Source organism: Streptomyces sp. NPDC055243 (genome assembly GCF_044544025.1).
Classification (GTDB): Bacteria; Actinomycetota; Actinomycetes; order Streptomycetales; family Streptomycetaceae; genus Streptomyces.
This window is the reverse complement of the sequence record NZ_JBITWR010000009.1, coordinates 194,982-210,741: the sequence shown is the minus strand read 5'-3', so window position 1 is coordinate 210,741 and position 15,760 is coordinate 194,982. Positions and strand designations below refer to the sequence as shown.

13 protein-coding genes and 1 riboswitch are annotated in these 15,760 nt (G+C 69.2%); of the genes, 8 read left to right on the top strand and 5 right to left on the bottom strand.

Translation table 11 applies throughout. The features are described from left to right. Window positions 1-136 precede the first annotated feature (136 nt). From ACIGXX_RS26185 to mctP, 5 genes are all read left to right on the top strand, one after another. The gene (locus ACIGXX_RS26185) at window positions 137-934 is read left to right on the top strand and encodes a GntR family transcriptional regulator (protein WP_351163681.1); all 798 of its coding nucleotides are present in this window, start codon (window positions 137-139) and stop codon (window positions 932-934) included. 101 nt (window positions 935-1,035) lie between these two features. After that, window positions 1,036-3,189 carry a carbon starvation CstA family protein gene (locus ACIGXX_RS26180; protein ID WP_361464339.1) on the top strand — a complete coding sequence of 718 codons (2,154 nt, stop codon included), beginning with the start codon at window positions 1,036-1,038 and terminating at the stop codon, window positions 3,187-3,189. After that, window positions 3,186-3,383, top strand: coding sequence for a YbdD/YjiX family protein (locus ACIGXX_RS26175; RefSeq protein ID WP_160507150.1), 198 nt, complete (start codon window positions 3,186-3,188; stop codon window positions 3,381-3,383). Before ACIGXX_RS26180 ends, ACIGXX_RS26175 begins: the two co-directional genes overlap by 4 nt. A 153-nt stretch (window positions 3,384-3,536) precedes the next feature. Continuing rightward, window positions 3,537-3,806, top strand: a complete 270-nt coding sequence (locus tag ACIGXX_RS26170) for a DUF3311 domain-containing protein (protein WP_344530106.1) — start codon at window positions 3,537-3,539, stop codon at window positions 3,804-3,806. Next, complete coding sequence (gene mctP, locus ACIGXX_RS26165; protein WP_361464341.1) at window positions 3,803-5,452, top strand: monocarboxylate uptake permease MctP; 1,650 nt, start codon at window positions 3,803-3,805, stop codon at window positions 5,450-5,452. The genes ACIGXX_RS26170 and mctP overlap by 4 nt, the downstream gene beginning before the upstream one ends. 84 nt (window positions 5,453-5,536) lie before the next feature. On the opposite strand, the gene ACIGXX_RS26160 is transcribed toward mctP, so the two are convergent. Next, on the bottom strand, window positions 5,537-6,244 hold the full coding sequence (locus ACIGXX_RS26160; RefSeq protein WP_399979221.1) for a hypothetical protein: 708 nt from the start codon (window positions 6,242-6,244) through the stop codon (window positions 5,537-5,539). 124 nt (window positions 6,245-6,368) lie between these two features. Next, window positions 6,369-6,446: riboswitch (cobalamin riboswitch) on the top strand. A gap of 158 nt (window positions 6,447-6,604) precedes the next feature. On the opposite strand from ACIGXX_RS26160, the gene ACIGXX_RS26155 reads away from it, so the two are divergent. The 3 genes from ACIGXX_RS26155 to ACIGXX_RS26145 all read left to right on the top strand — a co-directional run bounded on the left by ACIGXX_RS26155 (window position 6,605) and on the right by ACIGXX_RS26145 (window position 11,286). Next, window positions 6,605-9,028, top strand: a complete 2,424-nt coding sequence (locus ACIGXX_RS26155) for a ribonucleoside-diphosphate reductase subunit alpha (RefSeq protein WP_399979218.1) — start codon at window positions 6,605-6,607, stop codon at window positions 9,026-9,028. Continuing rightward, on the top strand, window positions 9,028-10,050 hold the full coding sequence (locus ACIGXX_RS26150) for a ribonucleotide-diphosphate reductase subunit beta (RefSeq protein ID WP_351163668.1): 1,023 nt from the start codon (window positions 9,028-9,030) through the stop codon (window positions 10,048-10,050). The genes ACIGXX_RS26155 and ACIGXX_RS26150 overlap by 1 nt, the downstream gene beginning before the upstream one ends. Window positions 10,051-10,284: 234 nt before the next feature. Further along, on the top strand, window positions 10,285-11,286 hold the full coding sequence (locus ACIGXX_RS26145) for a helix-turn-helix domain-containing protein (protein ID WP_361464347.1): 1,002 nt from the start codon (window positions 10,285-10,287) through the stop codon (window positions 11,284-11,286). Here ACIGXX_RS26145 and ACIGXX_RS26140 read toward each other — a convergent pair. From ACIGXX_RS26140 to ACIGXX_RS26125, 4 genes are all read right to left on the bottom strand, one after another. Further along, on the bottom strand, window positions 11,240-12,586 hold the full coding sequence (locus ACIGXX_RS26140) for a cytochrome P450 (RefSeq protein WP_351163663.1): 1,347 nt from the start codon (window positions 12,584-12,586) through the stop codon (window positions 11,240-11,242). The genes ACIGXX_RS26145 and ACIGXX_RS26140 overlap by 47 nt on opposite strands. Continuing rightward, a complete protein-coding gene (gene cyc1 / locus ACIGXX_RS26135) occupies window positions 12,583-13,704 on the bottom strand; it encodes an epi-isozizaene synthase (protein ID WP_351163661.1) in 1,122 nt (373 codons plus the stop codon). Before cyc1 ends, ACIGXX_RS26140 begins: the two co-directional genes overlap by 4 nt. A 296-nt stretch (window positions 13,705-14,000) precedes the next feature. Then, a complete protein-coding gene (gene def, locus ACIGXX_RS26130) occupies window positions 14,001-14,651 on the bottom strand; it encodes a peptide deformylase (RefSeq protein WP_351163659.1) in 651 nt (216 codons plus the stop codon). Window positions 14,652-14,715: 64 nt separating this feature from the next. Beyond that, window positions 14,716-15,696: a hypothetical protein gene (locus tag ACIGXX_RS26125; protein WP_351163657.1), complete on the bottom strand. Its 981-nt coding sequence runs from the start codon at window positions 15,694-15,696 to the stop codon at window positions 14,716-14,718. Window positions 15,697-15,760: the final 64 nt, after the last annotated feature.

Below are 15,760 nucleotides of genomic sequence, written 5' to 3'. Positions count from 1 at the left end.
GAAGGGCTGTCAGGTCCGTTATCGGACCGACACCTGAGCGGGCAGAGTATGCCCGGCCCGGTACGTGCCACGATGTGAGCCGCGACAGACGGAGGAGCCGGTGACGGCAGCAGCACAGGAGCCGGGAAGGCAGAGCATGGGCACAGACGCGGGCAGTACGGGAACCGACGCGGGCGCGTCCTCGGCCACGGAGGCCACCGGCGCGGCGACGGTCGGCCGCACCGCGCGCGTGCCCAAGTACTACCGCCTGAAGCGGCACTTGCTCGACATGACGGAGACGCTGCCGCCCGGCACACCGGTCCCCCCGGAGCGCACCCTGGCCGCCGAGTTCGACACCTCGCGCACGACGGTGCGCCAGGCCCTTCAGGAGCTGGTCGTAGAGGGCCGCCTGGAGCGCATCCAGGGCAAGGGCACCTTCGTGGCCAAGCCCAAGGTCTCCCAGGCCCTCCAACTCACCTCGTACACGGAGGACATGCGGGCCCAGGGCCTCGAGCCCACCTCGCAGCTCCTGGACATCGGGTACATCACCGCCGACGACACCCTCGCCGGGCTGCTCGACATCAGCACGGGCGGCCGGGTGCTCAGGATCGAGCGGCTCCGCCTCGCCAACGGCGAGGCGATGGCCATCGAGACGACGCACCTGTCGGCCAAGCGCTTCCCGGCCCTGCGCCGCTCCCTGGTGAAGTACACCTCGCTCTACACCGCACTCGCCGAGGTGTACGACGTCCACCTCGCGGAGGCCGAGGAGACCATCGAGACCTCGCTCGCGACGCCGCGCGAGGCCGGACTGCTCGGCACGGACGTGGGCCTGCCCATGCTGCTGCTGTCGCGGCACTCCCTGGACGGCGGCGGCCAGCCGGTCGAATGGGTCCGCTCGGTCTACCGCGGCGACCGCTACAAATTCGTGGCCCGCCTCAAGCGCCCCACTGAGTGAACCGCAGCTCAGCGGCGTGACCCTCTTCCGGGGTCTGGCGCAGATCACCGCGCTGCTCTACGTTCCTCCCGTCATCGCATGATGAACGGGAGGACGACCCGGTGCGCACAGCAAATCCCCGAACCATCGTCATCTGGACCCTCGTCGCGCTGGTGGGCGCCGCGGGCTGGGCCGTGCTGGCGCTCTCGCGCGACGAGGAGGTGTCGGCCGCCTGGATGGTGGCCGCGGCCCTCGGCTCGTACGCCATCGCCTATCGCTTCTACTCCAAGTTCATCGTCAACCGTGTCCTGAAGGTCGACAAGAACCGGGCCACCCCGGCGGAGCGCCTGGACAACGGCATCGACTTCCACCCGACCGACCGCCGGGTCCTGCTCGGCCACCACTTCGCGGCGATCGCGGGCGCGGGTCCCCTGGTGGGGCCCGTACTGGCCGCGCAGATGGGGTACTTGCCGGGCACGATCTGGATCATCGTCGGCGTGATCTTCGCGGGCGCCGTGCAGGACATGGTCGTCCTCTTCTTCTCCACCCGGCGCGACGGCAAGTCGCTCGGCCAGATGGCGCGCGAGGAGATCGGTCCGTTCGGCGGGGCCGCCGCGCTGCTCGCCGCGTTCGCCATCATGATCATCCTGCTCGGGGTGCTCGCGCTCGTCATCGTCAACGCGCTCGCGGACTCGCCCTGGGGCACCTTCTCCATCGCGATGACCATTCCGATCGCGCTGTTCATGGGCTTCTACCTGCGCATCCTGCGGCCGGGGCGGGTCAGCGAGGTCTCCCTCATCGGGATCACGCTGCTCCTGATCGCGCTCGTCGCCGGGCGCTGGGTCGCCGAGTCGTCCCTCGCTGAGACGTTCACGCTCGCGCCTTCGACGCTGGTCATCTGGCTGGTGGCGTACGGATTCATCGCCTCGATCCTGCCGGTGTGGATGCTGCTCGCGCCGCGCGACTACCTCTCCACGTTCATGAAGATCGGCACGATCCTGCTGCTCGCGATCGGCGTCGTCGTCACGCTGCCGACGCTGAAGATGGACCCGGTGACCGACTTCGCCTCGCGCGGCGACGGGCCCGTCTTCGCCGGGTCGCTCTTCCCCTTCGTCTTCATCACCATCGCGTGCGGTGCCCTGTCCGGCTTCCACGCGCTGATCTCCTCGGGCACGACGCCGAAGATGGTCCAGAAGGAGACGCAGATCCGGATGATCGGCTACGGCTCCATGCTGATGGAGTCGTCGGTCGCGGTCATGGCCCTCGTCGCGGCGAGCATCATCGACCCGGGGCTGTACTTCGCGATGAACGCGCCCGCGGGCGTCATCGGGGACAACGTCCAGGCCGCGTCCCAGGCGGTCGCGGGATTCGGGTACTCCATCTCGCCCGAGGACCTCGCGCAGGCCGCCAAGAACGTCGAGGAGTCGTCGCTGCTCTCGCGCACCGGCGGCGCGCCCACGCTCGCGGTCGGTGTCTCCGAGATCTTCTCGAAGGTCACCGGCGACTCCATGAAGGCCTTCTGGTACCACTTCGCGATCATGTTTGAGGCGCTGTTCATCCTGACCGCGCTCGACGCGGGCACGCGCGTGGGCCGCTTCATGCTCCAGGACATGCTCGGGAACGTCTACAAGCCCTTCAAGAAGGTCAGTTGGAAACCCGGACTCATCATCACGAGCGCGGTCGTCACCGGCCTGTGGGGCTACTTCCTGTGGGTCGGCGTGCACGAGCCGCTCGGCGGGATCAACCAGCTCTTCCCGATCTTCGGCATCTCCAACCAGCTCCTCGCCGCGGTCGCGCTCGCCGTCTGCACCACGCTCCTGGTGAAGTCCGGACGCCTCAAGTGGGCCTGGATCACCGGCATCCCGCTCGCCTGGGACGCCACGGTGACCCTGACCGCCAGCTGGCAGAAGGTCTTCTCCAGCGACCCGCGCGTGGGCTTCTTCAAGCAGCGCTCGATCTACCAGGACGCCATCGACGACGGCAAGATCCTGCCGCCCGCCAAGTCCATGGACGACATGCACACCGTCGTCACCAACTCCACGGTGGACGGCGTCCTCTCGGCCGCGCTCGCCCTGCTCATCGTCGTCGTGATCGCGGACGCGGCCCGCATCTGCGTGAAGCACATCCGCAACCCGCGGTCCTCGAAGCTGAGCGAGGCGGAGTACGTGGAGTCGAAGCTGACCGCGCCGGCCGGGCTCATCGCGACACAGGAGGAGAAGGCGGAACTGGCGGCGGCCGAGGCCAGGGCTTCCGACGACGCGCAGGTCCCGTCATGACGTGGGTGCTGCGCGGGCTGCGCTGGGTGCGGTGGTACGCACGGGAGTTGACCGACGAGTCCGCGTACGACCGCTATGTCGCCCACACGCGCAAGACGCATCCCGGGGCATCCGTCCCCTCCCGGAGGGAGTTCGAGCGAATGCGGACGGATCAGCAGGAGTCCGACCCCAGGCAGGGGTTCCGCTGCTGCTGACCCGTGCGGATTCCGTGCCGATCCCGCGCTGAGCAGGCACATCGACGCGTCCGATACCCGTCCGGTATCCGGACGGGGGTTCCATAGATCAATACTCTCGCTTAGATTTCCCGCACGTTAAAGGTGGGATAAGCGAGGGAGCGGAGCCGCGAAGTGTCAGATGCGCCTGAAGTGAGCAGACCGGTGGTCACGCCGGTCCGCGTGGTCATTGCCCTCTGTCTCGTCGCGCCGTTCGTGGCGATGCTCTGGGTGAGCTCCTACGCGAAGGTCGAACCGACCTTCATCGGCATCCCGTTCTTCTACTGGTACCAGATGCTGTGGGTCCTCATATCCACCCTTCTCACCATGATCGCCTACAAGTTGTGGCAGCGTGACCAGCGCGCCCGCAAGGCCGAGCAGGCCCAGGGGGGTGCGACCCGATGAACGAGCTCGCAGCTGACACGGGCGGCGTGAACGGCATCGCCCTCGCCGTCTTCATCTTCTTCTTCGCCGCCGTCACGGCGATGGGCTTCCTGGCCGCGCGCTGGCGCAAGGCCGAGACCGAGAGCCTGGACGAATGGGGCCTGGGAGGCCGCTCGTTCGGCACCTGGGTCACGTGGTTCCTGCTCGGCGGCGACCTCTACACCGCGTACACCTTCGTCGCCGTCCCGGCGGCGATCTACGCGGCGGGCGCGGCCGGCTTCTTCGCCGTGCCGTACACGATCCTCGTCTACCCGCTGATCTTCACCTTCCTGCCGCGCCTGTGGTCCGTCTCGCACAAGCACGGATACGTGACCACCTCCGACTTCGTGCGCGGGCGCTTCGGCTCCAAGGGGCTCTCGCTGGCCGTCGCGGTCACCGGCATCCTCGCCACGATGCCGTACATCGCGCTCCAGCTGGTCGGCATCCAGGCCGTGCTCGACGTCATGGGCGTCGGCGGCGGTCCCGACACCAACTGGTTCATCAAGGACCTGCCGCTCCTGATCGCGTTCGCGGTGCTCGCCGCGTACACGTACTCGTCGGGTCTGCGCGCGCCCGCGCTGATCGCGTTCGTGAAGGACGGTCTGATCTACCTCGTCATCGCCGTCGCGATCATCTACATCCCGATCAAGCTCGGCGGCTTCGACGAGATCTTCCAGGCGGCGAACGAGAAGTTCTCGGCGACCAACGAGGCGGCGGGCAAGCCCGTCGCGGGCCTGGCACCCGGCGCCGGCGGACAGTGGACCTACGCCACGCTCGCGCTCGGCTCCGCGCTCGCGCTGTTCATGTACCCGCACTCGATCACGGCGACGCTCTCCTCCAAGAGCCGCAACGTGATCCGCCGCAACACCACGATCCTGCCCCTCTACTCGCTGATGCTGGGCCTGCTCGCGCTGCTCGGCTTCATGGCGATCGCGGCCGGGGTCAAGGTGGAGAACGGGCAGCTGGCGATCCCGCAGCTGTTCGAGACGATGTTCCCCGACTGGTTCACCGGCGTCGCGTTCGCGGCCATCGGCATCGGCGCCCTGGTGCCCGCCGCCATCATGTCCATCGCGGCCGCGAATCTCTTCACCAGGAACATCTACAAGGACTTCATCAAGCCGGACGCGACACCGGCGCAGGAGACCAAGGTCTCCAAGCTGGTCTCGCTGCTCGTGAAGGTCGGCGCGCTCGCCTTCGTCCTCACCATGGACAAGACGGTCGCGATCAACTTCCAGCTCCTGGGCGGCATCTGGATCCTGCAGACCATGCCCGCGCTGGTCGGCGGCCTGTTCACGCGGTGGTTCCACCGCTGGGCGCTGCTCGCGGGCTGGGCGGTCGGCATGGTCTACGGAACGGTCGCCGCGTACGGCGTCGCGTCGCCGACGCAGAAGCACTTCGGCGGCTCGTCCGACGAGATCCCCGGCATCGGCGAGATCGGCTACATCGGACTCACGGCGTTCGTCCTGAACGTGGTGGTCACGGTGGTCATGACGTTCGTCCTGCGCGCCATGAAGGCCCCTGACGGCATCGACGAGACCTCTCCCGGGGACTACACCGCGGACGCGGGCGACCCCGGCGTCGTGGAGGAGCTGCCGCCGGCCACGGTGGGGGCGCCGGGCGGGCACTGAGCCTGTTCTCGTACGGGCCTCTCTTGTACGTACGTGACGCGGGCCGCCGGAGAAATCCGGCGGCCCGCTGTCGTACGTACCGCCCTACGAGGCCTTGTAGAGCTCCGTCCGGACCCGCGCCGCCGCCTTGGTCGCCAAGGAGATCGCCCGGTCCTTGTGCGGGCCCGCGTCCACCAGGACGAGCACGCCGCCGACCCGTACCTCGACCTTGTAGTACCGAGTCTCCGCGTCGTGGTCGTCGCCCCCCTCGCACCGCTTGCTCTCAAGGATCGCCTCGTCGCCGAGGTCCGGCAGATCATCGACCGCGTGGTGCTCCACCACCGGGGCCGCATCCGTGTCGACGGTGACACTGGGGCACGCCTTGTGGAGTTGCCGGCGCAGTTCGACATGGCGCCCGGCCCGCGCGTCCGGCATCGAGACCAGGGTCTGGGAGAGCACGGGGTCCCCTTCGTCGGCGATCGCGCCGGGGAAGGGAAGAATCGTCTGGCCGGCGCTGGTCCCCCGCATGCCGGACAGCTCCGCACTCGCCTCGTCGCCGGGGTCGCAGGCGCCCCAGTCACCGCCCCCGTAGCCCCGGTTGAAGCCGCCCGTGCCGACGTCGGTCGCCTTGGCCCGCGGGCCGGTGGCCTTCGCCGGGAGCAGCGCCGACTTCAGCTCGGCGCCCGTGAAGCGCCTGCCGGGATCGACGTCGCCGTCGACACCCGCCGCCGAGGGCACCTGTTCCTCACCCTCGCCGCACCCGGCGAGCACCATCAGGAGTACCGCCGCGCAGCCCGCGCCCCGTCCTCGCACGCCGTCTCCCCCTGTTCGACGATCAGTTCGGCGCCACCCTAGGGGATACGCGCGCCGACACAAGATGTGGGGCTGCCGCTCAGAGCCAGCACAAGATGTATGCTCGTGCTCGCTGTCGCCGCAGGGGAATCCGGTGCAAGTCCGGAACTGTCCCGCAACGGTGTATGAGTACGCATTTGTCGTGCTCGCAAGTCCGATGACCTGTCGACAGCGCACCCGTTCCGACCGGTCCGGGTGCCAACGACGTCCGGGCCTCGTGGAATGGGCTGGTGGACGCGGAGCGCGGCCCTGCCCTGGGCGGCCGCCCCGTGTGTCACTCCTGCCCTCCTCAAGGCTCCGAGCCGAGCGAGGGAGTGCTCCGTGACCATCGCGCCAGCCGAACCTGCGTCAGCGCAGACCACCGGCGGTCAGCAGACCACCGACGGCCCAGGAACCGCGCTGCTGCGTACCCTGACCGACCTCACCGCCGACCTCCCCGACGCCGAGCCCGGCAGAGTCGCCGCCGCCGCGCTGCGCGGCCGCTCGGCCAGGGGGGACGCAGAGAGCACAGCGGAGCTGCGGGAGCTGGCGACCGAGGCCGCCGCGGGGCTCATCTCCGAGGACCCGACGTACTCGCAGCTGGCGGCCAGGCTCCTCAGCCTCAGCATCCGTGACGAGGCCGCGTCGCAGGGAGTGCGCTCCTTCTCCGACTCGGTCGCCGTGGGGCACCGCGAGGGACTGATCGCGGACCGCACCGCCGCGTTCGTCACCGACCACGCCGAGCACCTGGACGGTCTCGTGGAGGCCGCCCTGGAGGACGGCGCCGACTTCCGCTTCGGCTACTTCGGCCTGCGCACCCTGCACAGCCGCTATCTCCTTCGCCACCCCATCACCCGGCACGTCATCGAGACCCCGCAGCACTTCATGCTGCGCGTCGCGAGCGGCCTCGCCGAGGACGACAGCCTGCGCTCGGTGAACGAAGTCGCCGCGCTGTACCGCCTGATGAGCCGCCTGGACTACCTGCCGTCCTCGCCGACGCTCTTCAACTCCGGCACCCGGCACCCGCAGATGTCCTCCTGCTACCTCCTCGACTCCCCGCTGGACGAGCTGGACTCCATCTACGACCGCTACCACCAGGTCGCGCGCCTCTCCAAGCACGCGGGCGGCATCGGCCTCTCGTTCTCCCGCATCCGCGCCCGCGGCTCGCTGATCCGCGGCACGAACGGCCACTCCAACGGCATCGTGCCGTTCCTCAAGACCCTGGACGCCTCCGTCGCCGCCGTGAACCAGGGCGGCCGCCGCAAGGGCGCCGCCGCGGTCTACCTGGAGACCTGGCACTCCGACATCGAGGAGTTCCTGGAGCTGCGCGACAACACGGGCGAGGACCAGCGGCGCACGCACAACCTCAACCTCGCGCACTGGATCCCGGACGAGTTCATGCGCCGGGTCGCCGCGAGCCAGGACTGGTCGCTGTTCTCGCCCGCCGACGTGCCCGAGCTCGTCGACCTGTGGGGCGAGGAGTTCGACGCCGCCTACCGCAAGGCCGAGGCCGCCGGGCTCGCCCGCAAGACCATCCCCGCCCGTGACCTCTACGGCCGGATGATGCGCACCCTGGCGCAGACCGGCAACGGCTGGATGACGTTCAAGGACGCCGCCAACCGCACCGCCAACCAGACGGCGGAGCCCGGCCACACGGTCCACTCCTCCAACCTCTGCACGGAGATCCTTGAGGTGACGGACGACGGCGAGACGGCCGTCTGCAACCTGGGTTCGGTGAACCTCGGCGCCTTCGTGGACACCGCCGCCGGCGACATCGACTGGGAGCGGCTCGACGAGACCGTCCGCACCGCCGTCACGTTCCTCGACCGCGTCGTCGACATCAACTTCTACCCGACCGAGCAGGCCGGCAGGTCGAACGCCCGGTGGCGTCCGGTGGGCCTGGGCGCGATGGGTCTGCAGGACGTCTTCTTCCAGCTGAAGCTGCCCTTCGACTCCCCCGCCGCGCGCGCCCTCTCCACGCGCATCGCCGAGCGGATCATGCTCGCCGCGTACGAGGCGTCCGCGACCCTCGCCGAGCGCAACGGACCGGTGCCCGCCTGGGAGAAGACCCGCACCGCGCGCGGCGTCCTGCACCCCGACCACTACGGCGTCGAGCTGACCTGGCCGGAGCGCTGGGCCGCGCTGCGCGAGCGCATCGCCGTGACCGGCATGCGCAACTCGCTGCTCCTCGCCATCGCGCCGACCGCCACGATCGCGTCCATCGCGGGCGTGTACGAGTGCATCGAGCCGCAGGTCTCCAACCTCTTCAAGCGCGAGACGCTGTCCGGCGAGTTCCTCCAGGTCAACGCCTACCTGGTGCAGGAGCTCAAACGGCTCGGCGTCTGGGACGCGCAGACCCGCGAGGCGCTGCGCGAGGCCAACGGCTCGGTGCAGGGCTTCAGCTGGATCCCCGCCGAGGTCCGCGACCTCTACCGCACCGCGTGGGAGATCCCGCAGCGCGGCCTGATCGACATGGCCGCCGCGCGCACGCCGTTCCTGGACCAGGCGCAGTCCCTGAACCTGTTCCTGGAGACGCCGACCATCGGCAAGCTCTCCTCCATGTACGCGTACGCCTGGCAGCAGGGCCTGAAGACCACGTACTACCTGCGCTCGCGCCCGGCGACCCGCATCGCCCGCGCGGCGGCCGGCCAGACCGCCGCCGCCGAGCCCACGCCCGCGAGCGCCCCCGTCCCCGCCCAGGTCACGGCCGAAGAGGCCGTCGCCTGCTCCCTGGAAAACCCCGAGTCCTGCGAGGCCTGCCAGTAATGAGCTCCACCACCAACGCCGAGAAGAACCTCCTCGACCCGGGCTTCGAGCTGACCCTGCGCCCCATGCGCTACCCCGACTTCTACGAGCGCTACCGGGACGCGATCAAGAACACCTGGACCGTCGAGGAGGTCGACCTCCACTCGGACGTCGCCGACCTCGCCAAGCTCTCGCCCGGCGAGCAGCACATGATCGGCCGCCTGGTCGCGTTCTTCGCGACCGGCGACTCGATCGTCTCCAACAACCTCGTGCTCACGCTCTACAAGCACATCAACTCCCCCGAGGCGCGGCTCTACTTGAGCCGTCAGCTCTTCGAGGAGGCCGTGCACGTCCAGTTCTATCTGACGCTGCTCGACACCTATCTGCCCGACCCGGAGGACCGCGCGGCAGCCTTCGACGCGGTCGAGGAGATCCCCTCCATCCGCGAGAAGGCCGAGTTCTGCTTCCGCTGGATGGACTCCGTCGAGAAGATGGACCGCCTGGAGAGCAAGGCGGACCGCCGCCGCTTCCTGCTGAACCTGATCTGCTTCGCCGCGTGCATCGAGGGGCTCTTCTTCTACGGTGCCTTCGCCTACGTCTACTGGTTCCGCTCGCGCGGTCTGCTGCACGGCCTGGCGACCGGCACGAACTGGGTCTTCCGCGACGAGACGATGCACATGAGCTTCGCCTTCGACGTCGTCGACACCGTCCGCAAGGAGGAGCCGGAGCTCTTCGACGACGCGCTGGAGCAGCAGGTCACCGACATGCTCAAGGAGGCCGTCGAGGCCGAGCTGCAGTTCGCGCGCGACCTGTGCGGTGAGGGCCTGCCCGGCATGAACACCGACTCCATGCGCGAGTACCTGCAGTGCGTCGCCGACCAGCGCCTCCAGCGGCTCGGGTTCGCGCCGGTCTACGGCTCGTCAAACCCGTTCTCGTTCATGGAGCTCCAGGGTGTCCAGGAGCTGACCAACTTCTTCGAGCGGCGCCCTTCGGCCTACCAGGTCGCGGTCGAGGGTTCGGTCTCCTTCGACGACGACTTCTAGTCCGTCCTGGCTGCGCGGGGCGCGTTCCGCCTCGCGCAGCTCGCGGTCGATCCGGCGGTCGTGGAGGTACCCGACGAGCGAGGGTGCGGCCAGCAGGAGGAGGACGGTCAGGACGGTCGCGTATCCGAGGAATGCGTTCATGTCCTCACTGTCCTGCGCGCCGGACGGCGACGGCAGTGGCAGCACTGCCACACACCATCGACTTACTGCCACTCCTGCGGCAGACTGGCGGACATGCTGAAGAACGTGGCCGTGGCGCTGCTGGACGGCGTGAACCCCTTCGAACTCGGCGTCGTCTGCGAGGTGTTCGGCCTCGACCGGAGCGACGAGGGCCTTCCCCTGTACGACTTCGCGGTGGTCGCCGCCGAGGACGGGCCGCTGAGCAACCACGCGGGGTTCTCGATCACCACTCCGCACGGCCTCGACCGGCTCGAGGAGGCCGATCTCATCGCGGTCCCCGCGGGCCAGTCGTTCGTGGACCGCGATTACCCCGAGGATCTGCTCGCCGCCCTGCGCCGCGCGGTGGACCGCGGGGCCCGCGTCCTCTCGGTCTGCTCCGGCGTCTTCGTGCTCGGCGCGGCGGGGCTGCTCGAAGGCCGCCGCTGCGCCGTGCACTGGCGGCACGCCGCGGAGCTCGCGGTGCGCCATCCGCGCGCCAAGGTCGAGCCCGACGTCCTGTACGTGGACGAGGGTCCCGTGATCACCTCGGCGGGCACCGCGGCCGGGATCGACGCCTGCCTGCACATCGTGCGCCAGGAGCACGGCACCGAGGTCGCCAACGCCATCGCCCGGCGCATGGTCGTACCGCCCCATCGCGACGGCGGCCAGGCCCAGTTCGTGGAGCGTCCGCTGCCGCGCACGGCGTGCGACACCGTGGGCGGGGTGCTCGCCTGGATGGAGCGCCATCTGGATTCGGACATCACCGTCGAGCGGCTCGCCGAGCGGGCGCACATGTCGCCGCGCACCTTCGCGCGCCGCTTCCAGCAGGAGACCGGCACCACGCCCTACCGCTGGCTCCTGCGTCAACGGGTACTCCTGGCGCAGGAGTTGCTGGAGGGCTCGGACGAGACGGTGGACGCCATCGCCGGGCGTGCCGGTTTCGGCAACGCCGCGGCGATGCGCCACCAGTTCCTGCGGGCGCTCGGCACCACGCCGAACGCCTACCGCCGCACCTTCCGCGGCCCGGCGGTCAGCGCCTCTCGGCCCGCAGAAGGAGCTTCTTCGGCTGCAGCGTGATGCCGATCTTCGCCTCGGCGTCGGTCTCCGCGACCGGCGCCAGGTGCCACTTCGGGGCCACCGTCCCCAGGATGATGGCGAGTTCGGCCAGACTGAAATGGTCGCCCGGGCACTTGCGGTTGCCGGTCCCGAACGGCATCATCGCGAACTCCGGTACGTCCGAAGCCCGTTCCGGATTCCACCGGTCCGGGTCGAACCGGAGATGCTGCTCGAAGGAACGCGGATCGCGCTGCATCGCGTACACGCTGTAGACGATGTCGGCGTTGGCCGGAATGCGATAGCCACCCAGGGTGGTTTCTCCCACCGACCTGCGGGTGAATATCCAGGCGGCCGGTTGTATACGCATGGCCTCGGTGACGACATTCCGCGTGTGCGGAAGGTCCTTGAGGTCGGCGAATGTGATCTCGCGGTCCGGCGCGACGGAATTTACCTCTTCAACCAGTCGCCTTTCCTGCTCGGGGTGTTCGGCCAGCAGATGGAACGTCCACGCCAGGGTCGAGGCGATATTCTCGGCCCCCGCCACGACGAGAGAGATCACGTGGTCGTGGATCTCCTGATCGCCGAGCGGCCGGCCCGACTCGTCGTGCGCCCGCAGCATTTCGGCCAACAGATCACCCTGGGCGGCCCCCGCCGCCCTGCCCTCGGCGACGATCTCGTCGACCACCGCGTGCAGATCGGCGAGCGCGCTCTGGAAGCGTCGGTTGCCCTGGGTGGGCACGCGGTACAGCGGCCCGACCGAGAGGACCATCCTGCGGTAGAGCCCCTCGAAGACGGTGTGCAGCGACTCGGCGATGCGGTCCGCCTTCTCGTCGATCGAGTCGACCTCCAGGAGCGAGCGGGACACGATGCGCACGGCCGCGCGGAACATCTCCGCGCCGGTGTCGACCGTGTCGCCCGGCCGCCAGCGCGCCGCCATGGCGCGGGCCTCCTCCTCCATCACCTTGGCGTAGTCGGCGATCCGCTCGGGCCTGAACGCGGGCTGCATCATGCGCCGCTGGCGCCGGTGCACCTTGCCGTTGCTGGTCGCCACGCCCTTGCCGAGGAGCACCTCCAGGGTGTCCCAGAGCGGCCCTCCGACGATGTAGTCGGGGCTCCGCAGCAGCTGCCCGACCAGCTCCGGGTCGCAGACCGCGTACGCCGTCTTGGGTCCCAGCCTGATGCGTACGAGATCACCGTGGTCCCGTAGCGCGGCGAGGAAGCCGAGGGGGTCACGCACCAGGTTCCAGGCGTGCCCGATGAGCGGGGCGCCACCGCTGACGAGCGGTGGAATTGTCGCGGGTATCGCGGATTCGACGCTCATTCCTCACCTACCAATTCGTTTCCGGCCAAGTCGTTCGTCGCTGCGTCGCTCACATACGGGGGAATGGACCTGTCGTCCCAGCTGTCCACCCGGTAGCGACCGGATTCGTGGTGGAACCAGTACACGGAAGAGAACCAATTCCGCATGTTGAAGACGCAGGATTCCACCGCGTCCGAGAGTTCCGCTCCGTGCGCGCTTCCGTCGGCCAGTCGCCCGGCAAGCCGCAGCACTTCTTTCTCTGCCGCCAGGAAATCCGATATGCAGCCGGTCACCCGGCGGTGGACCTCCCGCACGGCCTCTTCGAGGGAAAGCCCCTCGTGCTGGATCAGACTGATTCCGAGATTGTGCAGTTCATCTCCCGCGAGTTCCTTGGGAAGTGAGCACAGGTCGTTGTACCAGGCGGAGAAATCCTGCGTGGCGAGCGCGGCCCGCCGATACGCCGGATGCTTCCGCACGTCCCGCGGCAGCTCGTGGCGCGCCGTGGGTTCGAGCAGGTCGATCCACGTCCAGTGCGCGAACGTCAGCCTGCGCAGCTCGATGTAGGCCTCGACCGTCGGGACCGTGCCGGTCCTGCGGTTCCTGAACTCCAGGTCGTACGCCTCGATCACGCTGTGGAAGTGCCGCGCGAACCGGGCGTTCCAGCTGGCCCCGAGGTGCGAGTACAGCCTCAGGACGCAGTCCGCGAACCCCGCGACCAGGGGGTCGCGGTGGTGCAGTTGCTGCCGGGGCGCACGGAGCGTCTCGTGGAGTCCGCGGCACAGGCGGCGCCACTGCGCCGCCCTGCCGTGCACCGAGTCGCGGTCGTGCCGGTCGTCCCACGCGAAGAACCAACTGCTGAGGTCGGCTATCGCGCTGAGCAACTCGTCGGGCGCGCCAATGTAGTAGCCCGCCACCAGGTCGGTGTAGCACAGGCTGTCGGCGTACCTCTCGACCTTGTCCGCGGGCATGAGGCGCATTTCGCGCAGCCATGTCCTGGACTTCTCCTGAAGTGTCGGCCAATACGGATGCAGTCGTCGTGGAAAATCTGCCTCGATCACCGGGAGTGCCAGCGCCGGTGGCACGGATACCACCGGTGTCTGCGGCTGTGTCGGTGAAGTGCCATATGAATATGCAGGCACGAACAAGCCCCTCTCAGCAGCCTGATGACGCGCGCCCCTCCCGCCGTACCGGGCGCGCGCCGTTGCGTATCCCCGCGCTTTCCATTCAGCACCACAACTGACCGTTCAGGGAACAGATTTGCGCCATTCACTACCCCCCAGTGCCGAGAAAATCCCTGTACGTGACTGATTCTGGATCACCAGAAGCCTGTTTTGCTCGCACAGCTGACCGGTTCATGCGAACGGCCCCTGGCCGGGAAGGAGTTCCCGGCCAGGGGCCGCAGGTGGCTCGCGGTGCGCGCGTGCCTGGAGTCGACTCAGTCGTTCGGCACCACGGGGTAGCGCGGAGTGCCCTCTTCCATCTGCCGCAGCGCGTCCTTGCGGTCACGCTTGGACAGGCGGTCGATGTAGAGGTAGCCGTACAGGTGGTCCGTCTCGTGCTGGAGGCAGCGCGAGAAGTAGCCGGTGCCCCGCACCTTGATGGGGTTGCCCTTCTCGTCCTGCCCGCTCACCTCGGCGAAGTCCGGGCGGGCCAGCTCGGCGTAGGCCGTGGGCACGGAGAGGCAGCCCTCGTTCGAGTCGTCGAGGCGGCGCTGGTCCGCGGGGAGCTCGCGCACCACGGGGTTGCAGACCACGCCCACGTGCCGCCGGCCCTCGTCGTCCATGCAGTCGTAGACGAAGACCTTCAGGTCGACGCCGATCTGGTTGGCGGCCAGGCCCACGCCCTCGGCGGTCCGCTGGCTTGCGAACATGTCGGCGACGAGCTGGTCGAGCTCGGCGTCGAAGGCGGTGACGTCCTTGCACTCCTTGTGCAGCACAGGGTTGCCGACGACCGTGATGGGCCGGGACGTGCCGCGCTCGCGGTAGGCCGTCTCCCGCTCGTCGCAGTCCTCCGTGTCGATGACGAAGCCCTCGTCGTCTACGGGGAGGACCCCGCCCGAGGCCTGCTGCTCAGTGTCCTGCGCCATTGTCCGACGTACGCCTTCCTGGGAACCCACAAGAGATAGTGCCGGTACAGCCTACGGCCAGGAGTCAGCAGACCTCTTCCAGATCCCGCCAGTCACGGGAGTCCGGGCTGTCCGCGACCCAGCCGTCGAGCAGCCCGCGCACCAGGGCGGCGGGCGCCGCGATGCCGCACTCGCGCTCGGGCACCCACAGGGCGCCGGGGCTGCGGTGACCGAGCGGCCCGGGGTGGCCCGGTTCGCTGTGGTCGTGCGGGTCCAGGTGCTCGCCGTCGCCCTCGTCGCTCGGCATCCGGCTCTCGGAGCACATGCGACAGAGCAGCCGAACGGACGAGGACCAGTCCTCGGCGGCGAAGCCCGCGTCCGCGGCGAGCTTCTCCAGGGCGTCCCTGTCGTCCTCGGTGGCGGCCTCCAGGAGGACCACCCAGGTGGGGACGGGTGAGGGCGCCCACAGCTCGATCTCGTCGAAGACGGGGTACGAGTCCCCGGCCCCCGTCGTCCGCTCGCCGTGCGGGACGCCGTCGTGCAGCACGACCTCGCCCCAGCGGCGCCCGGAGGAGGGCAGCGGGATGGAGAGCACCTCGATGCGGGCGGGGTCGAGCCTGCGCCCCCACACGACCTCGGCCTCGCCCTCGGGCGAGAGCCGCACGGCGGCGCTGCCCAGGTCCATGCCGGTGGGCTCGCCGGAGGCGGCCACACCACCGGGCACCTTCAGGCCGTACGCCTGCCAGGCGCGCCGGGCCAGCGGCCAGTCCTGGAGGGCGGTGGCGGCGATCCCCACGTTCCACCAGTCGGGGGCGCCCGCCGACCGGTCGAGCAGCGCGACGGCCCGCAGGCCCGCGGCCCGCGCCTGCTCCCAGTCGTGCCGGAACTTGTGGAGCAGCGCGAGATTGAACCAGGACTCCGAGAGCCACGGCTCCAGATCCGCCGCGCGGGTAAGGAGCGCGCCCGCGTCCTCGTACCGCCCGTCGCCGATCAGCGTGAAGGCGCGGTCGGTGGCCTGCCGCCATGAGGCGGAGGGCCGGTGCCGTCCCTTGCCGAAGATCCTCACGATTCCCGCCTGCCGGTCCTTGAGTCCTGCGTTCCGATGTGCCCTGAGGGCCCTCTTGGCATCC

What these genes read in the sequence shown, in the direction of transcription:
- ACIGXX_RS26185 (WP_351163681.1), top strand. Translation starts at nt 137, where the DNA reads ATGGGCACAGACGCGGGCAGTACGGGAACCGACGCGGGCGCGTCCTCG.
- ACIGXX_RS26175 (WP_160507150.1), top strand. Translation starts at nt 3,186, where the DNA reads ATGACGTGGGTGCTGCGCGGGCTGCGCTGGGTGCGGTGGTACGCACGG.
- ACIGXX_RS26150 (WP_351163668.1), top strand. Translation starts at nt 9,028, where the DNA reads ATGAGCTCCACCACCAACGCCGAGAAGAACCTCCTCGACCCGGGCTTC.
- mctP (WP_361464341.1), top strand. Translation starts at nt 3,803, where the DNA reads ATGAACGAGCTCGCAGCTGACACGGGCGGCGTGAACGGCATCGCCCTC.
- ACIGXX_RS26145 (WP_361464347.1), top strand. Translation starts at nt 10,285, where the DNA reads ATGCTGAAGAACGTGGCCGTGGCGCTGCTGGACGGCGTGAACCCCTTC.
- def (WP_351163659.1), bottom strand. Translation starts at nt 14,651, where the DNA reads ATGGCGCAGGACACTGAGCAGCAGGCCTCGGGCGGGGTCCTCCCCGTA.
- ACIGXX_RS26140 (WP_351163663.1), bottom strand. Translation starts at nt 12,586, where the DNA reads ATGAGCGTCGAATCCGCGATACCCGCGACAATTCCACCGCTCGTCAGC.